Origin of the sequence: Sphingomonas longa, assembly GCF_016892685.1 — a bacterium.
Taxonomy (GTDB): Bacteria; Pseudomonadota; Alphaproteobacteria; order Sphingomonadales; family Sphingomonadaceae; genus Sphingomonas; species Sphingomonas longa.
In genome coordinates, this window is record NZ_JAFEMC010000002.1 from 207484 (window position 1) to 231793 (window position 24310).

The window sequence follows — 24310 nt, forward strand, 5'->3', positions numbered from 1 at the left end:
AGAGACCAAGTGCCTGCATCGATTTTGAATGTCCTGATCTATGCGGGCATCGTCCTGTTCGCGCTGGTCGTGATCGGCATCATCCTGACCCGCCTGTACCGGCGCGCGACCAAGGACGTGGCCCTGATCCGCACCGGATTCGGCGGCGAGAAGGTCGTGCTGAACGGTGGCATCATGGTGATCCCGGTGCTGCACGAACTGATGCAGGTGCGCCTGACCACGGTGAAGCTGGAGGTGTCGCGCCTGAACAAGGATGCGCTGATCACGCTCGACAAACTGCGCGTCGATGTCGTCGGCCTGTTCCATATCAAGGTGAAGCCGGATGCCGAGTCGATCGCCGCAGCCGCGCAGACGCTGGGTGATTCGGTCAACAGCCCCGATGCGGTAAAGTCGCTGCTCGACGGCAAGCTGGTGTCGGCGCTGCGGTCGGTCGCCGCGACCATGACGATGGAGCACCTGCACGCCAACCGTGCCGACTTCATCCAGAAGGTGCAGGAGGCGCTGATGACCGATCTGGACATGAACGGATTTCAGCTCGAATCGGTCAGCATCACCCATTTCGACCAGACCGCGTTCGAACATTTCAACGAGAACAACGCCTTCGATGCCGAGGGCCTCACCGTGCTGACCCGCACGATCGAGGAGCGGAAGAAGATCCGCAACGATATCGTCGCCACCAATCGCGTCGAGATCGAGCAACGCAACCTGGAGGCGAACAACCAGTCGCTGGAGATCGCGCAGGCGGCGGAGCAGGCGCGGCTGACGCAGGAGCAGACATTGTCCGCCCGCCGCGCCGAACAGGCGACGGCGATCGCGACGGCGGAGGCCGAGCAGACCCGCCTCGCCGAGATTGCGCGGATCACCGCGATGCAGGCGCAGACGGTCGCGCAGACCGAAGCGGACAAGATCATCAAGACTGCGACGATCGCCCGCGACGGCGCGATCCAGACCGCGACGATCGAGCGGGACCGGACGATCGAGATCGCGCGCATCACCACGGCGGTGCAGACCGCGCAGAAGTCGGAGGAGGAGTCGACCGCGACCGCCGCCGCGAACGAGGCGCGCGCGCTCGCCGTTCGCGCCGAGGAAAGCGTCGCGACCGCCAAGGCGACCGAGATCGCGAACCGCAACAAGAACGTCGCCGTCATCGCCGCGACCCAGCGCGCACAGGAGGAGGCGGTCGGCATCACCGTCGCGGCCTCCGCCGAAAAGGAAGCGGCGGAGGCCCGCGCGAGTGCCTTGCGCACCGAAGCGACGGCGCAGGCGGATGCCGAAAAGGCGCGGGCTGAGGGTCGTGAAGCGGCGTTCAAGGTCGATGCCGCCGGTCAGGCATCGCTGAACGAGGCGACCAACCTGCTGAGCGACACCCAGACTGCCTTGCTGGTGCGGAAGGCGATGCTGGAGGCGCTGCCGGGGATCATCGCCGCCGCCGCCAAGCCGATCGAGAACATCGACAAGATCAGCATCCTCGACGCGCGCGGGCTGCACGGCGACGGGGGCCAGGATGCGACGACGGGCGCAGGGCAGGGCAACCTCGCCGATGCCGCGGTCGCCGCGGCGATGCGCTACCGCGTCGGTGGGCCGTTGATCGACGGTTTGATGGCCGAACTCGGGATGACGGGTCATTCGCTGAACGGGATGCTCGCGGGGAGCGGGGTGCAGGCGGTCGCTTCTGAGGGGAGGACGGCCGAGCCCGGAAAGCCTGTGCCCAACGGACGTGCGGATGGCGGGTCGGGGTCGGTTCGCCCTGCCTGACGCCGCTATCGGGCGAGCCAGTGCTGCTGGTCATCCGCCGTTGCGGCGATGATCGGCAGCGCGCCGGCGCTCGGCTGCGGGCTTACACACCAGACGCGACGACGCGGCTTACGGGCTGATGCCTGCAAGATTGCGGCCGCTATATCCTTCTGGATCATCGCTCCGATCGGTCGGGAGCGTCATCGCATCGGGAATGGTGGAGCCGAGGGGGATCGAACCCCTGACCTCTGCAATGCCATTGCAGCGCTCTCCCAGCTGAGCTACGGCCCCATTTCCGTGCGGGAGGCAGCCCACTAGCGGGCCGCCGAAGGCTTGGCAAGCGGCGTTTCCACCGCTTGCCAAATCACCTCGAAATCAATGCTCGTCGTCGTTCGTCGGCGCTTCGACACCCAGGTCGTCGTCGCCGCCCAGATCGACTTCGTCATCGGCGGAGGGCTCTTCGTCCTCACCGGTGATCGCCTCGATATCCTCCTCGTCCCCTTCCAGGTCCGCATCGGGCTTGGCCGTATCGGGCTTGGCCACCTCGAACGCGAGCGGCTGCTTGGACTTCAGAATAGGTTCGGGTTCCCAGCCATACCCGCAATTGATGCAGGTGACGGGGTCGTCCTTGGTGAGGTCGTAGAAACGCGTCGCGCATTTCGGGCACGTGCGCTTCGTGCCCCATTCCGGCTTGATCATGCCGTACCGTGCCTTTCGGATTGGGAGTTCGACAGGGTTCCCCCCGCGAAGTGGGGCGCGCCTTGCCATAGCATTGCCCGACTGTCAAAGCGCCGCGCCTATGTCGCATGCATCATCCCAGCCGCTCACGCTCGTCGCCGCCGGTCCGTTGACGGGGCGGGTGACCGTGCCGGGGGACAAGTCGATCAGTCACCGGTCGCTGATGCTGTCGGCGCTGGCGGTCGGGGAAAGCCGGGTCGAGGGCCTGCTGGAGGGGGAGGACGTGCTCGCCACCGCCGCCGCGATGCGGGCGATGGGGGCGGACATCGCGCGGGGCGAGGACGGTGCGTGGACGATCCACGGCGTCGGCGTCGGCGGGCTGCTGCAACCGGCGAATGCGCTCGACATGGGTAATTCGGGTACGTCGACGCGGCTGTTGATGGGGCTGGTCGCCAGTCATCCGATCACCGCGACGTTCGTCGGCGACGCATCGCTGTCGAAGCGACCGATGGGGCGGGTGATCGAGCCGCTGATGAGCATGGGCGCGGACGTGAACGCCAGTCCGGGTGGCCGACTGCCGCTGATGCTGCGCGGCCTCTGCCCGGCGGTGCCGATCACCTACACGCTGCCGGTCGCATCAGCGCAGGTGAAGTCGGCGATCCTGCTGGCGGGGCTCAACACGCCCGGCATCACGCGCGTGATCGAGCCGATCGCGACTCGCGACCATTCGGAGCGGATGCTGGCGGGGTTCGGCGCAACGCTGACGGTGGAGCCGTCGCCCGAGGGTCGCGTGATCTCGCTGCACGGCGAGGCGGAGTTGCGGCCGCAGCAGATCGTCGTGCCGGGCGATCCGTCGTCGGCGGCGTTCTGGCTGGTCGCGGCGAGCATCGTGCCGGGATCGGACGTCACCGTCGAGAATGTCGGGCTCAACCCTACGCGCACCGGCCTGATCGCGGCGTTGCGGCTGATGGGCGCGGATATCGAGGAGCTGGACGCGCGGACCGTCGGCGGCGAGCCGGTCGCGGACCTGCGCGTGCGCCACGCGCCCTTGTCGGCGATCGAGGTGCCGCCCGAACTCGCCCCGAGCATGATCGACGAGTATCCGGCGCTGTTCGTGGCGGCGGCGTTCGCGCAGGGCCGGACGGTGGCGCGGGGCGCGCATGAGCTGCGCGTCAAGGAGTCGGACCGGATAGCGGCGATGAAGGCGGCGCTGGAGGCATGCGGGGTCGTTTGCGAAGAGTATGAGGACGGGCTGGCGGTACAGGGTTCGGGCGGCGAGCCGATCGCGGGCGGTGCGACGATCGAGACGCATCTGGATCACCGGATCGCGATGAGCATGGCGGTGGCCGGTTTGCATGCCCGCAAGGCCGTGACGATCGGCGACGCCAGTCCGATTGCGACCAGCTATCCGGGTTTCGTGGGCGTCGCCATTTCGCTCGGGGCCGAGGTGGTCGGTTGAGGGGTGATCGATTGAGGATCGATCGGCGCCAGTTCGTCGCCGGCCTCGCCGCGCTGGCCGCGGCGCCGGGTTGGGCGCGGGGACCTGCGCGCTATCCCAAGCCCGATCGCGAGGCGATGGTGCCGGTCGAGGGTGGTCGCATCTACGTCCGGGTCAACGGCGACCTGAACGGGCCGAAGCCGCCGGTGGTGTTTTTGCACGGCGGGCCGGGTGGCACTCACGGCGCGTATCTGGATGCGCTGGCGCTGGCGGACGAGCGCGCGGTGATCCTCTACGACCAGCTCGATTCGGGGCGGTCGGATCGGCTGGACGACCCGAACAACTGGCGCGTGGCGCGGTTCGTGGATGAACTGAACGCGATCGCGCGGGCGCTCGGCGTCCGGCGCTGGCATGTCGTCGGGCATAGCTGGGGCGGCACGATCGCGCTGGAGTACGGCGCTCGCCGACCGCAGGCGCTGGCAAGCCTGATCCTTGCCAGTCCCTTGATCTCGACGCGAAGCTGGATCGCCGATGCCGATGCGCTGCGGCGCGAACTGCCGGCCGATGTGCAGAAGGAACTGGTCCGCTGCGACTCGCTGCCGGCCCCGCAGCCCGCGACGTGCGACGCCGCGACCGGTGCGTTCTACGCCGCCTACAACGGCCGCGAGCCGGCGAGCGAGGGGCACAAGGCCTATCGTTCGCAGTCGGGCCGCGGGTTCAATCCCCGCCTGTACGAAGCGATGTGGGGCCGCAGCGAGTTCGTCGCGACCGGTAGTTTGAAGGGTTACGACGGAGAGCCGTTGCTGGCACGGCTGGACGGACGGCGGACGCTGTTCGTCGGCGGCCAGTATGACGAGGCGCGCCCGGCGACGCTGGCGGGGTTCGCCGCGCGCGTGCCGGGCGCAGAATGGGCGGTGGTGCCGGGCGCCGCGCATGGCATCTTCACCGACCGCCCGGACGAATCGGTCGCGCTGTTGCGTGGCTGGATGCAAAGGCACGACCTATGATCATCGCCGTCGACGGCCCCGCCGCATCGGGCAAGGGTACTATCGCTAGAGCTTTGGCCGGCCATTACGGCCTGCCGCACCTCGACACCGGGCTGCTGTACCGCGCGGTGGCGTTCACCGTGCGGCGGCTGGAGCTGGACCCGACGCGGGAGGCGGACGCGGTCGCTGCGTGCGACTTCGACGACCTGACGCTGGCCGATCCCGCGTTGCGCGACGACGATGTCGGGCAACTCGCGTCGATCGTCTCGGCGCATCCGCTGGTCCGCGCGTCGCTGCTCCAAAGGCAGCGGCGCTTCGCCAACCAGCAGGGCGGGGCGGTGCTCGACGGGCGCGATATCGGGACGGTCATCGCACCGGACGCGGATGCGAAATTGTTCGTCAAGGCGACGCCGCAGATCCGCGCGCGCCGCCGGCATACGGAGCTTCAGTCGCGCGGCGATACGACGAGCTTCGACCGGGTGCTCGCCGATATCCGCGTTCGCGACGCGCGCGACAGCGGCCGCGATGCGGCCCCGCTGATCATGGCGAGCGACGCCGCGCTGCTCGACACCACCTTCCTGTCGATCGAGGAGTCGATCCGGCGTGCGACCGTGCTGGTCGATGCTGCGCTCGCGGCGAAGGCGAAGACCGCCGAATAGGAGGGGCGGGCGGTCCATGCGACCTTGCCCGCAAGCCGGTTTTGCGCTATCCGGCCGTGTCCGGCGGGCTGTGGCTCGCGGAGGTCGGCGCGGAGGCATGTCCTCCTGCGCCCTTTTCGCATAGCCGCGAATCTCCTCCGCCTGCATCGGTTCGAACGGATGCCGTGGCGGCATGGGGTCGTCGCGGCGTTCAGGCCAAGACCAGCGGAACCAACCGCTTGGCCGGAAACAGACCGAGGAATACGCTTTTTTTATGGCAACCCAGGTTCAGCCCACGCGCGACGATTTCGCGGCGATGCTCGATGACATGTTCGGCGGCGCCGACAGCTTCGAGGGTCGCGTCGTTCACGGCACCGTCACCGCGATCGAAAACGACATGGCCGTCATCGACGTCGGCCTGAAGTCGGAAGGCCGCGTGCCCCTGCGCGAATTCGCACCCGCCCCGGGCCAGAAGGCCGAGCTGAAGGTCGGTGACGAAGTCGAGGTTTACGTCGACCGCGTCGAAAACATGCACGGCGAAGCGATGCTGTCACGCGACCGCGCCCGCCGCGAAGCCGCCTGGGACAAGCTGGAAGTCGAGTTCGCCAAGTCGGCGCGCGTCGAGGGCACGATCTTCGGTCGCGTCAAGGGCGGCTTCACCGTCGACCTGTCGGGCGCCGTCGCGTTCCTGCCGGGTTCGCAGGTCGATATCCGTCCGGTGCGCGACGTCACCCCGCTGATGGACATCCCGCAGCCGTTCCAGATCCTGAAGATGGACCGCAAGCGCGGCAACATCGTCGTGTCGCGTCGCGCGGTCCTGGAAGAGACCCGCGCCGAGCAGCGTTCGGGCCTGATCCAGAGCCTGCACGAGGGTCAGATCATCGACGGCGTCGTCAAGAACATCACCGATTACGGTGCGTTCGTCGACCTGGGCGGCATCGACGGCCTGCTGCACGTCACCGACCTGAGCTACAAGCGCGTCAATCACCCGTCCGAGATGATCAACATCGGCGACACGGTGAAGGTGCAGATCATCCGCATCAACAAGGACACGCAGCGCATCTCGCTCGGCATGAAGCAGCTCGAGTCGGATCCGTGGGACGGCGCATCGGCGAAGTACCCGATCGGCGCGAAGTTGTCGGGTCGCGTCACGAACATCACCGAATATGGTGCGTTCGTCGAGCTGGAGCCGGGCATCGAGGGTCTGGTCCACGTGTCGGAAATGTCGTGGACGAAGAAGAACGTCCATCCGGGTAAGATCGTGTCGACCTCGCAGGAAGTCGAAGTCGTCGTGCTCGAGGTCGATCAGGACAAGCGCCGCATCTCGCTGGGCCTGAAGCAGGCGCAGAACAATCCGTGGGAGGCGTTCGCATCCGCTCATCCGATCGGCTCGACCGTCGAGGGCGAAGTCAAGAACGCCACCGAGTTCGGCCTGTTCATCGGCCTGGACAACGACGTCGACGGCATGGTCCACATGTCGGACATCGCCTGGGGCGTGTCGGGTGAGGATGCGCTGGCGCTGCATCGCAAGGGCGAGACCGTCCAGGCGATCGTGCTCGACATCGATCCCGAGAAGGAGCGCATCTCGCTCGGCATGAAGCAGCTGGAGCGTGGTGGCCCGGCCGCCGGCGGCACCACCGCAGCGGGCGATCGCCTGAACAAGAACGCGGTCGTTACCGTCACCGTCCTCGAAGTTCGCGACGCGGGTCTCGAAGTGCAGCAGGGCGACGACGGCGCGACGGGCTTCATCAAGCGTACCGATCTGGGACGCGACCGCGACGAGCAGCGCCCGGAGCGCTTCCAGGTCGGTCAGAAGTTCGACGCGATGGTCACCGGCTTCGATCGTTCGAAGAAGCCCACCTTCTCCGTCAAGGCGATGCAAATTGCCGAGGAAAAGCATGCTGTTGCGCAGTATGGCTCGTCGGATTCGGGTGCTTCGCTCGGCGACATCCTGGGCGCCGCGCTGAAGGCTCAGAACGAAAAGAAGTAATCGGTGATACCGGTTCAGCTCTAAACGAAGGCCGGGAGCGATCCCGGCCTTTTTTTTGTATAATTTCCTCCAAAACGGTCTTTCCTCCGCGCAAGTTGACTTGTATCAACATCTTCAACTCAGCCGCCGGGGGGTGGAAACATCGTGATTCGTTCCGAACTAGTTCAACGACTTACCGACGCTCACAGGGATCTGACGCCCCGCGAAGTCGAGATGATCGTGTCGACATTCTTCAATGAGATTACGGACCGTCTCGCCGCGGGCGGACGCGTCGAAATTCGTGGCTTCGGCGCGTTCTCGACCCGTGCGCGCGATGCCCGGACGGGGCGTAATCCACGCACCGGCGAGGCGGTCGACGTGGACGCCAAGCGCGTTCCGTATTTCAAGCCCGGCAAGGAAATGCGATCTCGCCTGAACGTATGACCTGCCGCGCGGTCGTGTTTTCAACAGGACTGCAAACGGTTGCTCCGCACGCGGTGACGTGATGGATTGCAGACCGAGGGCGGGTCGACCGTGAACAGGATGGCAAAGGTGCGGGCAGTGCTTGACTGGCAGGTGCGGCTGCGCTTCGTGACGGTGGATGCGGGCGTGGCGGAATCGGTAGACGCTGCCGACTTAAAATCGGTTTCCTGATGGAGTGCGGGTTCGAGTCCCGCCGTCCGCACCAATCCGGCCGGTGGCGATTGCACCCAACCGTGCGATGCGGCCGGGCGCGAGCGTCGGATTGTCGGCGTAGCAATCCCGCGAGCGTCGGTTTGCATGGTTCGCCGGGATCACGAAGGACCGCGTGCTTCCATGCTCTTTCCCTTCGACTGGGCCAGGTGATCCGCCCGGGCGAAGAGCGGCGGCGCTTCGAGTGCAAGCAAACGGCGTTTGACGGCCAGTCCTCCCGCGAACCCGGTCAGCGCGCCGGTGGATCCGACGACACGGTGACATGGCGCAACGATCGACAGCGGATTGCGTCCGTTGGCGGCTCCGACGGCGCGCACCGCGCCGGGCCGGCCTATCCGGTGGGCGATCTCCGCATAGCTTCGGGTCTCTCCGTACGGGATGACGAGCAACTCCTGCCACACGCTGCGTTGGAACGGGGTGCCGATGAAATGGAGGGGAAGGTCGAAGGCGTGACGTCTTCCGGCGAAATACTCGCCGAGTTGCCCCATCGTCATATGCAGCACGGGGTGGGCATCGTCGCGCACGAGCGGCGGCAACGGCACCCGCGCAGGTCGATCATCCGGCCACAGGACCGCGATCAGTCTTTCCGCATCCGCCACCAGCGTCAGCTCGCCTACGATCGTCTGGCAAATGGTAAAGGCGGGGGCGCCGATCTCGTTCATACCGTAATCCCGATCTTCGACGACGCTCGATCGGGTTATTCTCGGGCACAGTCACGCCACTCGGCAAGCGACGAAATCGCCGGAGCGATCCATGCCGCCGCTGTCGTGGGAGCGGCGACAGGGATGAGTGTCATACCGGCGTCGCCGTCTCCTGCCCGTCACCCGGCACCATGACGTGGGCGTGATCGATGCGCATCAGCATTGCTGGTCGTTGACGCTGCCGGGCCATCATTGGCCCGGTCCCGAACTGCCGACGATATTCCGCGATTACACCCCCGCCCATTTTCATGCCGCCGCCGATCCGCGCGTCACCGGGACCGTGCTGGTGCAATCGCAGGCGACGGACGCGGATACCGACTGGCTGCTGGAGATCGCAGCGCGCGAGCCGATGATGTTGGGCGTGGTCGGCTGGGTCGATCTCGCCGCCGCCTCGGCACCGGCCCGGATCGCGACATTGGCGGCGCACCCGAAGATGCGTGGGCTGCGCCCGATGCTGCAATGTATCGAGGATACCGATTGGCTGCTCGACGAAGCGCTCGTGCCCGCGCTGAAGGCCGTCCGGGATTACGGTCTGCGGCTGGATGCGCTGGCCGAGCCGCGACATCTGCCCATGCTCGCCCGCTTCGCGGACCGATGGGGGGATGTGCCGCTCGTGATCGATCACGGGGCCAAGCCGTTCACGACGCCGGATCGGCTGGATGCGTGGGCGGTCGGCATCGCGAATCTGGCCGACCGGGGCGTGTATTGCAAGTTGTCGGCCCTGAGGGTCGCGGGACAGGACGACGCTGCGTTGCAGCCGGTCGTTCGGTATCTGGTGGAGCGGTTCGGATCGCGGCTGATGTGGGGCAGCGACTGGCCCGTACTGACGCTGGTCGGGGACGATCAAGGCGGCTGGCTCGACACGGCGACGAGGCTGTCCGGGCTGGGCGGGGCGGCGCTCGCCGATCTGATGGCTGGATGCGCTCGCCGCTTCTATTCGCTCGGGGAGCCGGCGTGCGGATGAACCAGTCGTAATCGTCCGTCCAGACCGAAACGTCGGGGATGCGATAACATTGGATCGGTGAATCCATCAGGAGCAGAAACCAACCTATGTTGCGTGTCAGATGACGAAGTCCGGATCGATGATACCCCGGCGCGTGCTGGGCGATACCGGCCTGTCGGTGAGCAGCATCGGCCTGGGCGGGGCCGTGCTCGGTAACCTGTATCGCGCGATCCCGGACGATGTCGCTGCGCAAACGCTGACGGCTGCGCTGGACGCGGGCATCCGCTACATCGACACCGCGCCGCACTATGGACGCGGGTTGAGCGAACGGCGCATCGGCGACGCACTCCGCGACCGTGAGGGGATCGTGCTGTCGACCAAGGTCGGCCGGTTGATGCTGCCCGACATGTCGATCGTCCAAGAGCATGGCGGCACCCTTGATGGCTTCCACTCGCCGATGCCGTTTCGCGGTGTCTACGATTATAGCCGGGACGGCGTGCTACGGTCGTGGGAACAGAGCCTGCAACGTCTCGGGATCGCGCGGATCGACCTGCTATACGTCCACGATATCGGTCGGCGGCAGCATGGCGAGGATCATGACAGGACCTGGCGACAACTGACGCGGGGCGGGGGTTTGGCGGCGCTGGAGGAATTACGCGCGGCGGGCGAGATCACCGGGTTTGGCGCAGGATTGAACGAGATCGCCGTCTGCCTCGACCTGCTGGCGGAAACCCGGCTCGACGTCGTGCTGCTGGCGGGGCGCTACACGCTGCTGGAGCAGGAGGCGTTGACGGCGCTGTTTCCGGCCTGCGCGCGAACGGGCACGCCGGTGGTCATCGGCGGTCCGTACAATTCCGGTATCCTGGCGCAGGGGACGCAGACGGACGCGACGATGCGGTACGATTATGCGCCCGCGTCGCAGCCCGTCGTCGCCCGCGTCGCCCGCATCGAGGCGATTGCTGCCGACCACGGCGTGCCGCTCGCCGCCGCGGCGCTGCGCCTGCCGCTGGCACACCCACAAGTGGCGAGCGTCATTCCGGGACTGGGCAGTCCGCAGGAGGTCGCGGCGACGCGGGCGCTGCTCGCGGTGCCCATTCCGGAAGGTTTCTGGCAGGAACTGATCGCGGCCGATCTGCTGCATCCGGATTGCCCGTTGCCGAAGGCGGCGTAAGCCGACGCCGCCCATCGGAAGGCGTCATCGCACCCAGCGATTTTCCCTGAACCATTTCGTGATGATGTACTTCACGCCGGCGACGACGGGCATGCCTTCGTGGATGGTCGCCTCGTTGGGCAGGCCGTCCGCGTTCATGTTGTTCCACGTCAGCAGCAGGCCGCGTCTGGGCGCGACCTTGATCCCCGCCTGTGGAAACCATGTCGCGCCGCCATCCTCGACATCGTTGAGGTAGATCATCGCGGTCCAGGTCCGCTGCCCGCCCTCCCGCTGCATCCGTTCCCAATAGCTTTCGCTCTCGTGGAAGTAATCGTGATGCGCGCGGAATTGCTGGCCGGGGGCATAGCGCTGGCCCTGCATCGTCTCGCCATGCTCGGGTTCGATGCCCAGCAGGGCGGCGATCGCCTCGTCGATCGGCTGCACGTCCGGCGACCAGCGATCCATGTCGCAACTGTCGGAGGTGCGGAAACCCTGATCGTTGCGGTCGGACAGCAAGGTCGAGGGCCGGCGGTTCGTATCGATCATCGCCACCATCCGCGCGCAGGTGGCCGCATCGAGGAAGTCGTGATGGAAATACACCTGCGCCCCATCGACGGGCGCGCGGATTACGGCAGGATTGGCGTCGAGGCGCAGGCCGACATCGATGCCGACCTGTCGGCGTCCCTGCGCGGCGGGGGAGGGCTTTGGCGCGAACTTGCGGGCGAAGAAACTCATGCGCGCTTTTCCGCCGATCGGGGCGGTATTGGCAAGACCCGGCGGACATGCCGCCGGATCTTGTCGTAGCGATTACCAGAAGATGCCGTAGACCGCGTCGACGACCTGACCGGAGTCGAGATCGACCAGCAGCGCGTCGTCATAATAGCGCACCCAGCGATACTGGCCATAGGCGTCGGGCAGGCGATAGCTCCACGGATCGGCAATCCAATAATTCTGTCCCCAAAGCTGCGGCGCGAGGCTCAGCCCGATCGACAGGCGGCGATAGCTGCTCCAGCCGTACGGTGCATAGTAGCGCGGCAGGCGGTAGGCGTTGCGGTTCGTGCTGCGGTAGCGCGTCCAGTCGTAGCGGTTCTCCGTTCGCCAGCCGCGGTTCCACGCCCGGCGATCCTCGAACCGGCTGCGATCATACGCCTGGTCCCGCCAGCCATTGTTGCCGCCATAGCCGTAGCCGTAAGCGCGGCGCTGCTGGTCCGGGCGCCGATCGTTGTTCCAGTCGCGGCGGTCGTCGTTGCGCCAGCCGTTGCGGCGATCGTCACCTTGGCGGATCGTATCGCGCCGGTCCCGATCGCTGCCGACGATGTCGGGACGACCGTCACGATCGGGACGGCGAGTGCCACGGTCACCGTCGACCTGCCCACGATCCTGTCCGCGATCTCGCCAGCCGCGGCGATCGCCATCGGGGCGAGGCTGCTCGCCGATCGCATTCTGTCCGCGTGGATAGCGTTGATCCATGCCGAAGCGCCCCTCGTCGCCACGACCGGCGCGCTGGTCGTTGCCCCAGTTGGGGCGGTCGCGCCGAGGCTGGTCGGGGCGTTGTTGGTCAAGACGGGGCTGGTTGCGGGGCTGGTCGTATCGCGCCTGAGCCGCAGGCTGCGGCTGTTGCTGCTGTTGTGGCTGGGGGCGGGCCTGGTCGCGCGGCGCGTTCTCGCGCCGACCACGATCCATCTGGCCGGCATCGCCACGCATCCGGCCCCATTCGCCGCGGCGACCATCACGGCCGCCACCGGCGTCCTGCGCGGACGCGACGACGGGTGCCAGCGTGGTGGCCATCAGCAGCGATGCTATCCACGTCCTCATCATGATGCTCGTCCCGAACTGCCGGCGCACGAGCCGGCTCCTATGATGGACAAGCTGTGCCAAACAGGCGGCGAATGGAAGCTGAACCCGTTCGTCAGCGATCCGACAGCTTCGGCGGCACCAGCGCCGGTACGACACGCGCGGCATCCGCGGGATCGATCCCGGGCCGCGCGCCGGCGGCGATCACCTCCTCGCCACGTGCTGCGCGGGCGGCGCGCTCGATGGCCTCGACCAGCCGGGGATAGATACCGCAGCGGCACAGGTTGGTGATCGCGCCGCGGATAGTGGCCTCGTCCGGATCGGGGTTGCGACGGAGGAGGACGGACGCGGCCATGATGATGCCGGGGACGCAGAAGCCGCATTGCACGAGATTGTCGGCCAGAAACGCGAGTTGCAGCGGGTGACTGCGTTCGCGCGACAGCCCCTCGATCGTGGTGACGTACGTTCCCTCCGCCTCCGCGATCGTCATGCTGCAGGATCGGATCGCGCGACCGTCGACATCGACCGTACACGCACCGCAGTGGCCAGTGCCGCAACCATATTTCGTGCCCGTCAGGTTCGACGCATCGCGCAGCGCCCACAGAAGCGGGGTGGCGGGGTCGAGCCGGTACTCGACGGCCTGATTGTTGACGGTGAAGCGGGTCATCTGCGCCCGACCATAGGCGAGCGGCACGATCCGGCAAACGCCGCGTCGCACATTTAGGCGTCGTCGGAGACTCGCCAGCCAAGTGCTCGGAAAGAAAACCTATGTGTGTCGTCGATGCCCAATCCTGCGTGAATGCCTTGGATCGATCGGCGGGTTAGCCTGTCGGCCACGGCGTGGTGGGGCGCTGCCATAAGGATGATCGATGGCTGGCGCGAGTTGCCCGCAGGATGTGCTCATTGCCAAGCTGGAAACGCGATTTCCCCTGTCGGAGAGCGATCGCGATGCGTTGCGGGGGTTACCGTGCATCCCGCGCACGATTCCGGCGCAAAGTTACATGCTGCGCGAAGGGACGCGTCCGACCAAGTGCTGCCTGTTGCTCGACGGCTTCGCCTTTCGGCACAAGCTGGCGGCGGACGGAGGGCGACAGATCGTCGGCCTGATGATCCCGGGCGATTTCACGGATCTTCAGCATCTGTTCCTGCGCGAGGCGGATCATAACATTCAGGCGCTGACCCGGATCGAGGTGGCCGAATTCGCTGCGGAGGACTTGCGGGGACTGGCGCTCGGCCGCCCTGCGGTCGCGCAGGCGCTGTGGATCGATACCCTGATCGAGGCGTCGATCGCGCGGGAGGCGATCCTGAACTTCGGTCGACGCAACGGGCCGATGCGGCTGGCGCACATGCTGTGTGAATTCGAGGTGCGGCTGCGGCAGTCAGGGTTGGCCGATGCCGGATACGACCTGCCCATGACGCAGGAGCAGATCGGCGATGCGACCGGCATGACCGCGGTTCACGTCAACCGCACGCTGAAGCAACTGGAGCGCGAGGGGCTGATCGTCCGGGTCAAGCGGCACCTGAAGATCGCCGACTGGGTCGGGCTTCAGCAGCGGGCGGATTTCAACCCATTATACCTGCACCTCGATCAGGCGCGGCCGGCCGATTAGCCGGCGAATGGCTCCTTCCCCACGCGGAAGGAGCCGATATAGTCAGCACCGGTCGATGTTCGTGGAGGATTGCAACGTCGCGATGCGCGTGCCGTCGGCGTCTTCGATCATGACGCGGATGCCGCCGGGGGTCCGGCCGCTGGCAATGTCCTCGGCCAGCACCGATCCGGCGGTGCGGCCGGCCTCCGCGACCGCGGCGTCGATCGTCTCGTAATTGTGGCCCTCAAGGTCGCGTTGCAGGCCATTATGGTTTTCGAGATGCAGATCGAGATGCGGCATGAGGGTCCTCCTGCAACCCCGTCTGCCACATCCCGGAAGGCCGATCGTGGATCGAGGTTAAGCGACCCGCACCCTCGTTCTGGCGAACCTTACTGCCGCCAGCTCGTGTCGCGGCGATCGACCAGCCGCACCATCGCGGCGAAGTCCGCCGCGCCGGGGCCACCCGGAGCCTGCGCCTGATGAAGGTCGCGCTGATGCACGGCGACGGTGTCGGCCGATACCTCCAGCGGTGTGCCCATCGACAGCGTCGCCAACTGGATTTCGCACGCGCGCTGAAGCGACCAGTGCTTGATGAACGCCTCCGGCAGGGTGCGGCCCATCACCAGGATTCCGTGATTGCGCAGCAGCATGATGCGCTTGTCGCCGAGATGCTCCAGCAGCCGCTGCCCTTCCTCGTCGCGGACGGTGACACCCTCGAAATCATGGTACGCAATCTGGCCGGCGAAGTTGCAGGCGTAGAAGTTGATCGGCCGCAGCCCGCCCTCCAGCGAACTCACCGCCATGCCGGCGGTGGTGTGCGTGTGCATGATGCAATGCGCGTCGGGGAGGTGGCGGTGGAACAGCGCGTGCTGGACGAACCCGGCGCGGTTCACCGGATAGGGGCTATCCGCCAGCTTGTTGCCGTCGATGTCGATCTTGACGAGGCTGGACGCGGTGACCTCGGAGAAATGCAGGCCGAACGGATTGATGAGGAACGCGCCATCCTCGCCGGGAATCTTCAGCGTGATATGGTTGTAGATCATCTCCGACCAGCCGAGCATGTCGAACACGCGATAGCAGGCGGCGAGCTGTTGCCGCGCCTCGTGTTCGGCGTCGGACATCTGCGGGCGGATGGGCGCGACGGTGGCCATGACTGCACTCTCCTTTGAAGATGGAGTATGCCACGCGGCGGGGCTGGGTGCCAGAGATTGCAGCGATGGTGATCCTCCCCGTGCCGGGGAGGATTTTAGAACGCGGGGATGCCGGTGATGGCGCGACCCAGGATCAGCGCGTGGACATCCGCCGCGCCTTCGTAGGTGTTGACCGTCTCCAGGTTCATGACGTGGCGCATGACCTGATACTCGCCGGAAATGCCGTTGCCGCCGTGCATGTCGCGGGCGTGGCGGGCGATCTCCAGCGCCTTGCCGACATTGTTGCGCTTGACGATCGAAACCATCTCCGGCGCGAACCGGCCCTCGTCCATGAGGCGCCCGACGCGCAGGCTGGCCTGCAAGCCCAGCGCGATGTCGGTCAGCATGTCCGCGAGCTTCTTCTGATAGAGTTGCCGCCCCGCCAGCGGCGTGCCGAACTGCTTACGGTCGAGACCGTACTGGCGTGCGGAATGGAGGCAGAACTCCGCCGCGCCCAAGGCGCCCCAACTAATGCCGTAACGCGCGCGGTTGAGGCAGCCGAACGGCCCCTTCAATCCTTCGACATCCGGCAGCAGCGCGTCATCGCCCACCTCGACCTCGTCCATCAGGATCATGCCGGTGATTGAGGCGCGGAGCGACAGCTTGCCCTCGATCTTCGGCGTTTCCAGCCCCTTCAGCCCCTTGGTCAGGATGAAGCCGCGGATCTTGCCGTCATGGGCGTCGGACTTGGCCCAGACGACGAACACGTCGGCGATCGGGGAGTTGCTGATCCACGTCTTCGCGCCGGAAATGATGTAGCCGCCATCGACCTTCTTCGCGCGCGTCGTCATCCCACCGGGGTCGGAGCCGGCATCCGGCTCGGTCAGGCCGAAGCAACCTATCATCGTGCCCGCCGCAAGACGGGGCAGGAAGCGCCGCTTCTGCTCCTCCGACCCGTAAGCGTGGATCGGGTACATCACGAGGCTGGACTGAACGCTCATCATCGAGCGGTAGCCGGAGTCGATCCGCTCGACTTCTCGGGCCACCAGTCCGTAGGCGACGTAGCTGGCACCGACTCCGCCATAATCCTCCGGCACGGTCGGGCCGAGCAGGCCGAGTTCGCCCATCTCCGCAAAGATCGCCGGGTCGGTGTGTTCGTGCTGGAACGCCTCGACGATGCGCGGCGCGAGCTTGTCCTGCGCATAGGCGCGCGCGGTGTCGCGCACCATCCGCTCGTCCTCGGTCAACTGGTCGTCGAGGAGAAAGGGATCTTCCCAGTCGAACCTGCCCATGCCTGCCATCGTACGTCTCCTTAGAAGACGCGGTACGGTGACGGGAGCAGAGTGTCCAGCGTTGCGGCCGATCCTCCTCGGGGTGGGGGCATGCGCCGAAGCCGTGGAGGGGCAGTCATAGGCGGTGTTGCCCGTGGCTGCCCCTCCATCGCTTCGCGGTCCATCCCCGTGCCGATGAGGATTTAGAGGCGGAAGCTCAGTGTCGCGCGGAGATCGCGGCCCGCCAGTGGGGCGAAGTCCTTGAGGAAGCTGGCGTGCCGGCGTGCGACCACGTCGAATATGTTGTTTGCGGACAGCGTCAGCGTGGTCGCGTTCTCCGCACCGAACGGCTTGAGCGCGACGCTGGCGTTGACCAATGTGAAGCCGCCCGTGGGCGTCTCGAAGGCCGTCACCCGGTCCTGCTTGAAGCTGTGCTCCACCTCCGCGCGCGCGGTCAGGCGATCGCCCTGCGCCTCGATCCCGCCGAGCAGCCGCAGCGGGGGGATGCGCGGCACGGGGCCGCGGTCGACGACCTCCGCATGCACCCAATCGCCCACCGCGTCGGCGTTGATCGCATAGCCGCCGACGCGGGCCAGCGTGACCGACCCTTGCGCTTCGAGGCCGTAATAGCGCGCGTCCGCCTGCGAATACTGGAAGCAGGGCAAATCGACATCGCCACGCGCCGCCGCGACGCAGACTGCTGCTGCGACCTGCGTCTCGTAGATGTAGTTGGAAAACCAGTTGTAATAGGCCGATGCGTCGAAGCTGAAGCCGCTGCCATGCGCGTGCAGCGTCGCCTCCAGTCCCCAGCTTTCTTCCTTCCTGAAATCGGGGTTGCCGAGTTCGTAGGACTGGGTGCCGGCGTGAGGACCGTTCGCGAACAGTTCCTCCGCCGACGGTGCGCGTTCGGTGCGCGATCCGTTCAGGCCGATGCGGACGCCCTGCGCGATGGCATAGGACGCGCCTGCGGACGCCGAGTAGGTATCGAAATCGCGCGTGCCCGAAAAGAAGCGTGCGGGGTCCACGGCGGTGCGCGCCGACAGCGTGCTCGTCTCGTAACGGCCGCCGACCTCGGCGCGGAAATCGCCCAGGTTGAACTGTTGCAAGGTGAACAGGCCGACCTGCGTCGTCTCGTTGCGCGGCAGGAACGCCTCGTCGCCCTCCACGTCGAAGCGGCGGTTGAACACCTGCACGCCCGACGCGCCCAGCCAGCCGCCGCGGTTCGCCTGAACCAGTTCGAACCGGCCCTCCAGCCCCTTGTTGAAGAACTGCGTGCCGACGCTGCCGTCCTCTTCCAGTTCGGCATGCGTGTAATCGGCCATCGCCGCGCGCAGCCGCACCTTGTCGAAGAAGCCGCCGCCGGTGTTCACTTCCGCGCGAAGGTCGACGCGGTCCTGCTTCAGGTCGATGCGCGGCGCTTCCTGCTCCTGGCCCGGCGCGGTCGCATAGCGGACGGGCACACCGTAGAGGCTGTCGTAGCGGCTGTACGACACGCCCAGACTGCCGCCGTCGCGGATCAGCGCCGCGCCGACGCCGACGTTCCACGTCTCCGACGCGGTGTTCGGCAGGCGGCCACGGATCGCGGCGTTGCCGGTGAAGTCGATCGACTCGGGGTCGGCGGGGTCGACCGGCTGGACGGCGGCGGACGTCAGTGCGGCGGCGCGCTGCTGACGGGTCAAGGCATGGCCGCCGATCTCCAGATCGTCGGTCTTGAGATACGAACCGTCGGCATGCACGACGAACCCTTCGCCGACCGCGACATCGGCGGCAGCGGAGCCCGAACGCTCATTCGCCGCGGAACCGTAGGTGGCGTTGCCGCCGACGCGGTAGCCGTTCTCCGGCACCGTGCGCGGGATCCGCGTGTCGATGACGTTGACGACGCCGCCCACCGCCGACGATCCGAACAGCAGGGCGGAGGGACCGCGCAGCACCTCAACGCGCTCGGCGATCAGGGGGTTGATCGCGACGGCGTGGTCGACGCTGGTGTTGCTGACGTCGATCGACCCGATGCCGTCGGTCAGCACCCGGATACGCTCGCCCTGAAAACCACGCAGCACCGGGCGGGAGGCGTTGGGGCCGAACGATGTCGCCGACACGCCCGGCTGATGCGCCAGCGTCTCGCCGATCGTCGGTCGCAGCGCCCGCTGAAGCTCCTCGCCCGACACGATCGAGGTGCCCGACAGCACGTCCGTCTCGCTCTGTGCGAAGGGTGCGGTCACGACGATATCGCGGGGCGTGTTCGCAGTGGTCGTTTGCGGAGCGGGATCGGCCGGCTGGGAGGTCGCGGCGCTGGATGCTTCGGTGGAGGGTCCCTGAGCGGCGGCGGGCAGGGCGGGCAGGGCGAGCGCGGCGGTACCGAGCAGCAGGCGGTGGAGAATCATGAACAAGTGGCTCCGCGGGGACGTGATATGCGGAGCCTCTAGGTTGCGTGTTACGTTATATCAATTGCCTATTGTCCGTATGACGCATTGTTTATCGGCGTGTCATGCGGCCAGCGTCAGCGCCGACAGGTCGATCTCGACCGGCGCGGCCGATGTCGGCCAGGAGCGGACGACGGACAGCTCGGCAAGGACGTGGCCCGGCATGACGATATCGGCGGTCGGCAACAGCGCCAGCCACGCGTCCAGCGCGGGCGATGCCGATGCCGCCAGCCGCATCTGGTGACGCGCCGCGACGAAGGTGGCGCTCGCCCAGTCAGAGGCGCTGGCGGCGACGACCTCGACGCGCACGCCCGCGGCGTCCGCCGCGCGGCAGAGGGCGCGCGACAGGATGGCGCTGGGGCCGCGGCTCATGGCTGCATCTCCCGCGGCATCGAGTCGCGGAGGAACGCGTCCACCCGCTCGATCACGGCGGGGCCGGGGCGGCGTCCGCGGCGCAGGTCGGTGACGAGCCGGGGATCGTTGCAGGCGAGGCGGCCGAACTTGGAAACGGGCATTTTGGTGCAGCGAAGATAGCGGTCGATCTTGATGAGCAGCGACACGGTGGAAGCTCCTGGAGTCGGTGATGATGTGTTCTTGTTCTGTTCCATTCTCCAACTTGTCTAGGAAAATTTCCTAGATTAGGAATGCGGCATGACGGATGCGCGCAGCAGGTTGATGACCTTGACGGAACGGCGGGGCACGAACCTGTCGGCGCTGTCGCGGATGCTGGGGACGAATGTCGCCTATCTTCAGCAATATGTCCGCCGGGGAACGCCGCGCGTGCTGCCCGACCGGCATCGCGCGACACTCGCGGCGTTCTTCGGAGTCGGCGAAGAGGAACTGGGCGGGGCGGCGGCACCATCGGCGATGATGCTGCCGCGGCTCGACGTGTTCGCGTCGGCGGGCCCGGGGGCGCTGGTCGATACGGAAACGCTGATCGGGACGGAGGCGATCGATCCGGCGCTCGCGCGGACGCTCGACCTGAAGCCGGGCATGGCGGCGATCGTACGGGTCAGGGGCGATTCGATGGAACCGGGCCTGCTCGACGGCGACCATATCGTCGTCGATCGCGCGGACACGCTGCCCGGTCCGCGGGGCGCGGTCTATGTCATCCGGCAGGGGGACGCCTTGATGGTCAAGCGGGTGGCGCGGACATCGTCCGGCCTGATCGCTACGAGCGACAATCCCGCCGCGGCCCCTGTATCCGACGAGCCGATCGTCGTGATCGGCCGCGTCGTGTGGCAGATGCGGCGGTGGAGGTAGCGGTTCAGTCCTGGTTTTCGTACGCGAGCTGGAGCACGCCCCAATGTTGCCCAGCGACATGGATGGAAGCGATCACCTGCTTCAGCAGCATGACGCCGCCACCCGCCACGGGCCGACGGTACGCTTTCAGACAAAAAGGCGTCTCCGTCAGGACCTGCGCCGCGGTATCGGGGAAATCGTAGACCAGACCGGCCCGCGAGTGCTCGCTGTTCCACACCGGATCGTTCGGACGCTGCGGCTGGGATCGCTCCGGCATCGCGACAGCGCCGAAGCACCGCCGATCCGTGAAACTCATGCCGAAAAATCCGGGCAGGCTTCGTGCCGCCTCCTGATGCGGACGCGCCAGCCGCGTCAGCAACGCCATCGCCGGATGTGTGAACAGCGGCGGGTTCGTGCCTGCCACCGGCGTGTAGGTCTGGCTCAGGATGGCCTGAAGCGTGATGTCGCCCGCCTGTATCGCCGCGGCCAAGCCCTCCGACACCTGACGTGCGGCATCGAGGCCGAAGCGGATATAGGGTCGGTCGGGAATGTCGGCGTCGCTCTCGGCCAGCATCTGCAACAGGCCGTTGGTGTCGCCGCTGACGACGGAGACCCGTTCCGACAGATGTTCGAGGCCCAGCGCGTTGTCCGACGAGGTGCTGGACAGGGCCGAGAGGCCCGCCTCGACCTCCTCGACCGCGACGACCATCGACCCGACGCCGTCCGCGACCGTGTCGCTGTTGCGGGCGAGGTCGTCCATCAGTCGCGCCAGCCGGGCGACGAGCGATTCAATGTCTTTCGTGCCCTGGTGCGCCGATTGCGCCTTGGCGACGCCGACATCGACGCGGTGGAGCATCGTGTCGGCTTCGGTCGCCAGCGTCCCGATCGACCCATTGATGAGCTTGGTGGCGACCGCGGTCTGGGCGGCGAGTTTCTTGACTTCCGCCGCGACGACGGCGAATCCCCGACCTGCATCGCCCGCCCGCGCCGCTTCGATCGTGGCGTTGAGCGCCAGCATGTTGGTCTGCTTGGCGATCGCGTTGATCGTCTCCGTCACCTGACCGACCTCGGCGAGGGCGGAGGTGAACGCGTCCAGCCCCTCGTGGATGCGGCTGACCTGCGCGATCAACTCCACGACGTCGCTGGTCGCGGCGTTGATCTGGACGTTCGAATCCTCGATGACGGCATAGGCGCCGGCGGTATTAGACCGCGCGTCCTGCGCCGCGCCCGCGACCGTGCTCACTTCCTTCGACAGCCGGTGCGTCTGCGCCTCCACCGACTCGATCGTCGTGGCCTGAGCGGTGACGCGGTTCGACAACGCGGAAATGTCGGCCTGCAGGTCCAGGGTCCGGATTCCCAGATCACCCGAAATGCGTGCGGCCCGTGTAATGGTCTGGCTAAGCGACAATGGATATTCCCGTCTGGTGCGGACGGGCTACCGGAGATTAGTTAAAAGGTGATTATTCAGTCGTTTGATGGATGACGACGGAGAGGTTCTGGAGTGACAGGACACTTCACAGGTCTTTCAACGGAATCGCGACCTCGCATTAACTATGAGGCAACTATTCCCGATGCCGGCACGTAGCTTCATCGGCCACGAAAACCGCGCAAGGTGGGCAGGACAGGCCGGGGAGAGATGATGAAAAAGCTGGCACTCGGGATCGCGGCTATCGCCGCCTTCATGTCGTCGCAGGTTTCGGCCGCGGAGTTCGACTTTCGCTTCGATACCACCAGAACGTTTTTCGACGGGCCGTTTCAGACCATCCGGGGCGTGTTCACGACATCCGACACGGCCGTCGATCGGTTCGGTCAAACGGCCTACGCGATTACCGGCATCTCCGGAACGATCAACGACGTCGCGATCAGCGGCCTGTTCGCCGCGCCGGGCGATCCGACCTATTACTACTTCACCACGGGCCCCACGTTCCTCGATGGTAGCGGCGTCCGCTTCAACGCCGGCGCGGCGCAGAACATCGCGTTCTTCCACCAGGACGGTGTTCCCGCGACGGAGTATCGCGTCAACGGCAATGGGACGATTTCCGCGTTCGGTACCGCATCCTCCAGTCCGGCGGCCGCAGCAGTGCCCGAGCCCGCCGCCTGGCTGATGATGATCGCCGGGTTCGGTATCGTCGGAGGCGCAGTTCGCCGTCGTACCATCGGCGCGACCGTCGCCACAGGCTAATCCGTCACGGATGGCTGCGTGAAGAACCGCTCGTCGAAAGCGAGCGGTTTTTCGGCCCCAGAAGTTACTGATAAATTGGGAGTGCCAGCGATGCTGTCGGTGGTGCCGCTTACAGGACTCGAACCTGTGACCCCCGCATTACGAATGCGATGCTCTACCAGCTGAGCTAAAGCGGCCCGGACCGGTGTTCCCGGTCGAGGGGGCGGCGCTTACCAGCAGGTTCGGGGGCTGGCAAGGGGCTGCGAGCGGGATCGATCATCGAGGGCGGTTTACGTCGCGTTTACCAAATCGGGTGCAGAAGCGGGGCCGGGTCAAGGAAAGCGCGACGATGAACATGGGATTCGGTCAGGACGGCTTCGGTCGGGATGATTTCAGCGAGCGCGATGCGTTCACCGGCGGCGCCGATCTCGGCGCGCACGATTTCGCGCATGACGACTTTCCGCAGGACGATTTCGGGCTGGAGGATCAGGCGTCCGTCGACGCGGGCGATCCGAACGCCGAGGGGAATGTCGACGATCGCATGTTCGACCTGGGTGGCGACGAGCGGCGCATGCACGTGCGCGCCTATAATCACTGGGTGTCGTTGCTGAAGGGCCGCGCCTATCCCTCGATCGAGGATCTGGAGCCCGAGAACATCGTCGACTTCGGGCCGCACAGCGTGCTGCTCGACTTCGGCGGCGACGTGGCCGATCCGGCGATCGCCTATCTCGGCGGCGCACTGCGCGAGGAATGCGGGCTGGACACGCCGCCGTCGCATATCGCCAACGTGCCCAGCCGCTCACTGCTGTCGCGCCTGACCGACCATTATCTACAGATCATCGCCAACCGCGCGCCGATCGGGTTCGAGGCGGAATTCGTCAGCACCCGCGGCCGCACGACCGCCTATCGCGGCATCCTGATGCCGTTCTCGTCGGGTGCGGGGCAGGACATCGACTTCATCTACGGGGTCATCAACTGGAAGGAAGCGGCCGATCCGCTGACTCAGGCATCGCTGGGCTCGGAACTCGAGGCCGCCGTTCGGGCTGCTCCGCGGGCGGGGGAAGCGGCGGTGTGGGCCGATGGCCCCGGTGCGGAGACGGACCACGATATCGATGGCCGCGAGGCCAACCCGGCGGCGACGCTGGGCGATGCGCTGGTGCTGGCGCGGGAGACGGCGGCGCAGGTCAATGCCGCCGACACGCGCAGCCGGGCTGCGTTGTACCGGGCGCTGGGTCGCGCGCATGATTTCGCGCTGGTCGCGGCCGAGGACGCCGAGGGCTATCAGGAACTGCTCGCCGACGCTGGCCTGACGGTGCAGGCGCGCGCGCCGATGACGCCGATCGTGAAGCTGGTGTTCGGCGCAGATTACGACAAGACGCGCATCACCGAGTTCGCGTCCGTGCTGGGCCATGCGCAGCGTTCGGGCATCGCGCGCGGCGGGCTGGCCGGCTTTCTCGAAAGCTTCGAGGGCGGCATCAAGGCCATCGTCGCCGCCGAGCGCGACGCGCGCCGTCCCGCGCCGAAGCCTGTGGCGGTCTCGGCAGAGCGGCCGGTGCTGGCGCGGCTCGAACTGGATACCGGAGCCAGCGCCGGCGACACGGTCGTGCTGATCGCACGTGTCGGCGAGGACGGGATGCTCGACGTGATCGCCCACCACCACGACGCGAAGCTGACCGCTCGGGCGCTCGCCACGAAGGCACCGCGCCGCAAGAAGTGACGTGGCTCCGCGGGGTTGAGTAGCCCCGCCGCCGGGCGCATAGGGCACGGCATGGA

Annotated in this window: 24 protein-coding genes and 3 tRNA genes; 13 read left to right on the forward strand and 14 right to left on the reverse strand. The window is 66.7% G+C overall.

All coding sequences use genetic code 11. From position 1 onward, the window contains the following. Positions 1–9: 9 nt before the first annotated feature. Entirely contained in the window at positions 10–1755 is a 1746-nt protein-coding gene (locus tag ILT43_RS07045) for a flotillin domain-containing protein (protein ID WP_204197419.1), read from the forward strand. A 194-nt stretch (positions 1756–1949) separates the two neighbouring features. On the opposite strand, the gene ILT43_RS07050 is transcribed toward ILT43_RS07045, so the two are convergent. After that, positions 1950–2025 (reverse strand) — tRNA-Ala (locus tag ILT43_RS07050). Between the two features lie 84 nt (positions 2026–2109). Next, entirely contained in the window at positions 2110–2433 is a 324-nt protein-coding gene (locus ILT43_RS07055) for a TIGR02300 family protein (protein ID WP_204197420.1), read from the reverse strand. Positions 2434–2533: 100 nt separating this feature from the next. On the opposite strand from ILT43_RS07055, the gene aroA reads away from it, so the two are divergent. The 6 genes from aroA to ILT43_RS07085 all read left to right on the forward strand — a co-directional run bounded on the left by aroA (position 2534) and on the right by ILT43_RS07085 (position 8131). Beyond that, complete coding sequence (gene aroA / locus ILT43_RS07060) at positions 2534–3871, forward strand: 3-phosphoshikimate 1-carboxyvinyltransferase (protein ID WP_204197421.1); 1338 nt, start codon at positions 2534–2536, stop codon at positions 3869–3871. Between the two features lie 11 nt (positions 3872–3882). Then, positions 3883–4857: a proline iminopeptidase-family hydrolase gene (locus ILT43_RS07065; protein ID WP_204197422.1), complete on the forward strand. Its 975-nt coding sequence runs from the start codon at positions 3883–3885 to the stop codon at positions 4855–4857. Continuing rightward, positions 4854–5495 (forward strand): (d)CMP kinase, encoded by a 642-nt coding sequence (gene cmk / locus ILT43_RS07070; RefSeq protein WP_204197423.1) that lies wholly within the window; start codon positions 4854–4856, stop codon positions 5493–5495. Before ILT43_RS07065 ends, cmk begins: the two co-directional genes overlap by 4 nt. Before the next feature lie 253 nt (positions 5496–5748). Further along, positions 5749–7464, forward strand: coding sequence for a 30S ribosomal protein S1 (gene rpsA / locus ILT43_RS07075; protein WP_204197424.1), 1716 nt, complete (start codon positions 5749–5751; stop codon positions 7462–7464). A gap of 144 nt (positions 7465–7608) precedes the next feature. Then, positions 7609–7887, forward strand: a complete 279-nt coding sequence (locus ILT43_RS07080; RefSeq protein WP_204197425.1) for an integration host factor subunit beta — start codon at positions 7609–7611, stop codon at positions 7885–7887. A 159-nt stretch (positions 7888–8046) separates the two neighbouring features. After that, a tRNA-Leu gene (locus tag ILT43_RS07085) sits at positions 8047–8131 on the forward strand. Positions 8132–8237: 106 nt separating this feature from the next. Here the strand turns inward: ILT43_RS07085 and ILT43_RS07090 are convergent. Then, a complete protein-coding gene (locus ILT43_RS07090; RefSeq protein ID WP_204197426.1) occupies positions 8238–8798 on the reverse strand; it encodes a methylated-DNA--[protein]-cysteine S-methyltransferase in 561 nt (186 codons plus the stop codon). Between the two features lie 181 nt (positions 8799–8979). On the opposite strand from ILT43_RS07090, the gene ILT43_RS07095 reads away from it, so the two are divergent. Together ILT43_RS07095 and ILT43_RS07100 are read left to right on the forward strand one after the other, a co-directional pair. After that, on the forward strand, positions 8980–9801 hold the full coding sequence (locus ILT43_RS07095) for an amidohydrolase family protein (RefSeq protein WP_204197427.1): 822 nt from the start codon (positions 8980–8982) through the stop codon (positions 9799–9801). Positions 9802–9901: 100 nt separating this feature from the next. Next, on the forward strand, positions 9902–10951 hold the full coding sequence (locus ILT43_RS07100) for an aldo/keto reductase (protein ID WP_204197428.1): 1050 nt from the start codon (positions 9902–9904) through the stop codon (positions 10949–10951). 24 nt (positions 10952–10975) lie between these two features. Here ILT43_RS07100 and ILT43_RS07105 read toward each other — a convergent pair whose 3' ends face one another. From ILT43_RS07105 to ILT43_RS07115, 3 genes are all read right to left on the reverse strand, one after another. Continuing rightward, the gene (locus ILT43_RS07105; RefSeq protein WP_204197429.1) at positions 10976–11665 is read right to left on the reverse strand and encodes a 2OG-Fe(II) oxygenase; all 690 of its coding nucleotides are present in this window, start codon (positions 11663–11665) and stop codon (positions 10976–10978) included. Positions 11666–11737: 72 nt separating this feature from the next. Further along, complete coding sequence (locus tag ILT43_RS07110) at positions 11738–12775, reverse strand: RcnB family protein (protein ID WP_204197430.1); 1038 nt, start codon at positions 12773–12775, stop codon at positions 11738–11740. Positions 12776–12839: 64 nt separating this feature from the next. Beyond that, the gene (locus ILT43_RS07115; RefSeq protein WP_204197431.1) at positions 12840–13391 is read right to left on the reverse strand and encodes a (2Fe-2S)-binding protein; all 552 of its coding nucleotides are present in this window, start codon (positions 13389–13391) and stop codon (positions 12840–12842) included. Positions 13392–13593: 202 nt separating this feature from the next. Between ILT43_RS07115 and ILT43_RS07120 the strand changes: the two genes are divergently transcribed. Continuing rightward, the gene (locus ILT43_RS07120; protein ID WP_204197432.1) at positions 13594–14334 is read left to right on the forward strand and encodes a Crp/Fnr family transcriptional regulator; all 741 of its coding nucleotides are present in this window, start codon (positions 13594–13596) and stop codon (positions 14332–14334) included. 42 nt (positions 14335–14376) lie between these two features. Here the strand turns inward: ILT43_RS07120 and ILT43_RS07125 are convergent, their stop codons facing one another. From ILT43_RS07125 to ILT43_RS07150, 6 genes are all read right to left on the reverse strand, one after another. Then, positions 14377–14613 (reverse strand): DUF6894 family protein, encoded by a 237-nt coding sequence (locus ILT43_RS07125; RefSeq protein WP_204197433.1) that lies wholly within the window; start codon positions 14611–14613, stop codon positions 14377–14379. A gap of 89 nt (positions 14614–14702) precedes the next feature. After that, positions 14703–15464, reverse strand: a complete 762-nt coding sequence (locus tag ILT43_RS07130; protein ID WP_204197434.1) for a class II aldolase/adducin family protein — start codon at positions 15462–15464, stop codon at positions 14703–14705. A gap of 95 nt (positions 15465–15559) precedes the next feature. After that, positions 15560–16744 (reverse strand): acyl-CoA dehydrogenase, encoded by a 1185-nt coding sequence (locus tag ILT43_RS07135; protein WP_204197435.1) that lies wholly within the window; start codon positions 16742–16744, stop codon positions 15560–15562. A gap of 173 nt (positions 16745–16917) precedes the next feature. Next, positions 16918–19095: a TonB-dependent receptor gene (locus tag ILT43_RS07140; protein WP_204197436.1), complete on the reverse strand. Its 2178-nt coding sequence runs from the start codon at positions 19093–19095 to the stop codon at positions 16918–16920. Between the two features lie 102 nt (positions 19096–19197). After that, entirely contained in the window at positions 19198–19506 is a 309-nt protein-coding gene (locus tag ILT43_RS07145) for a hypothetical protein (RefSeq protein ID WP_204197437.1), read from the reverse strand. Continuing rightward, positions 19503–19694: a hypothetical protein gene (locus tag ILT43_RS07150; protein WP_204197438.1), complete on the reverse strand. Its 192-nt coding sequence runs from the start codon at positions 19692–19694 to the stop codon at positions 19503–19505. Before ILT43_RS07150 ends, ILT43_RS07145 begins: the two co-directional genes overlap by 4 nt. A gap of 91 nt (positions 19695–19785) precedes the next feature. Between ILT43_RS07150 and ILT43_RS07155 the strand changes: the two genes are divergently transcribed. Continuing rightward, positions 19786–20397, forward strand: coding sequence for a S24 family peptidase (locus ILT43_RS07155; protein WP_204197439.1), 612 nt, complete (start codon positions 19786–19788; stop codon positions 20395–20397). A gap of 4 nt (positions 20398–20401) precedes the next feature. Here the strand turns inward: ILT43_RS07155 and ILT43_RS07160 are convergent, their stop codons facing one another. Beyond that, positions 20402–21784 carry a methyl-accepting chemotaxis protein gene (locus tag ILT43_RS07160; protein ID WP_239474208.1) on the reverse strand — a complete coding sequence of 461 codons (1383 nt, stop codon included), beginning with the start codon at positions 21782–21784 and terminating at the stop codon, positions 20402–20404. Positions 21785–22012: 228 nt separating this feature from the next. Here ILT43_RS07160 and ILT43_RS07165 point away from each other — a divergent pair, with 228 nt between their 5' ends. Further along, positions 22013–22558 (forward strand): PEPxxWA-CTERM sorting domain-containing protein, encoded by a 546-nt coding sequence (locus ILT43_RS07165; RefSeq protein WP_204197441.1) that lies wholly within the window; start codon positions 22013–22015, stop codon positions 22556–22558. Between the two features lie 100 nt (positions 22559–22658). On the opposite strand, the gene ILT43_RS07170 is transcribed toward ILT43_RS07165, so the two are convergent. After that, positions 22659–22734, reverse strand: a tRNA-Thr gene (locus tag ILT43_RS07170). A gap of 152 nt (positions 22735–22886) precedes the next feature. On the opposite strand from ILT43_RS07170, the gene ILT43_RS07175 reads away from it, so the two are divergent. Continuing rightward, entirely contained in the window at positions 22887–24254 is a 1368-nt protein-coding gene (locus ILT43_RS07175) for a PAS domain-containing protein (RefSeq protein WP_204197442.1), read from the forward strand. The last annotated feature ends 56 nt before the right edge of the window (positions 24255–24310 follow it).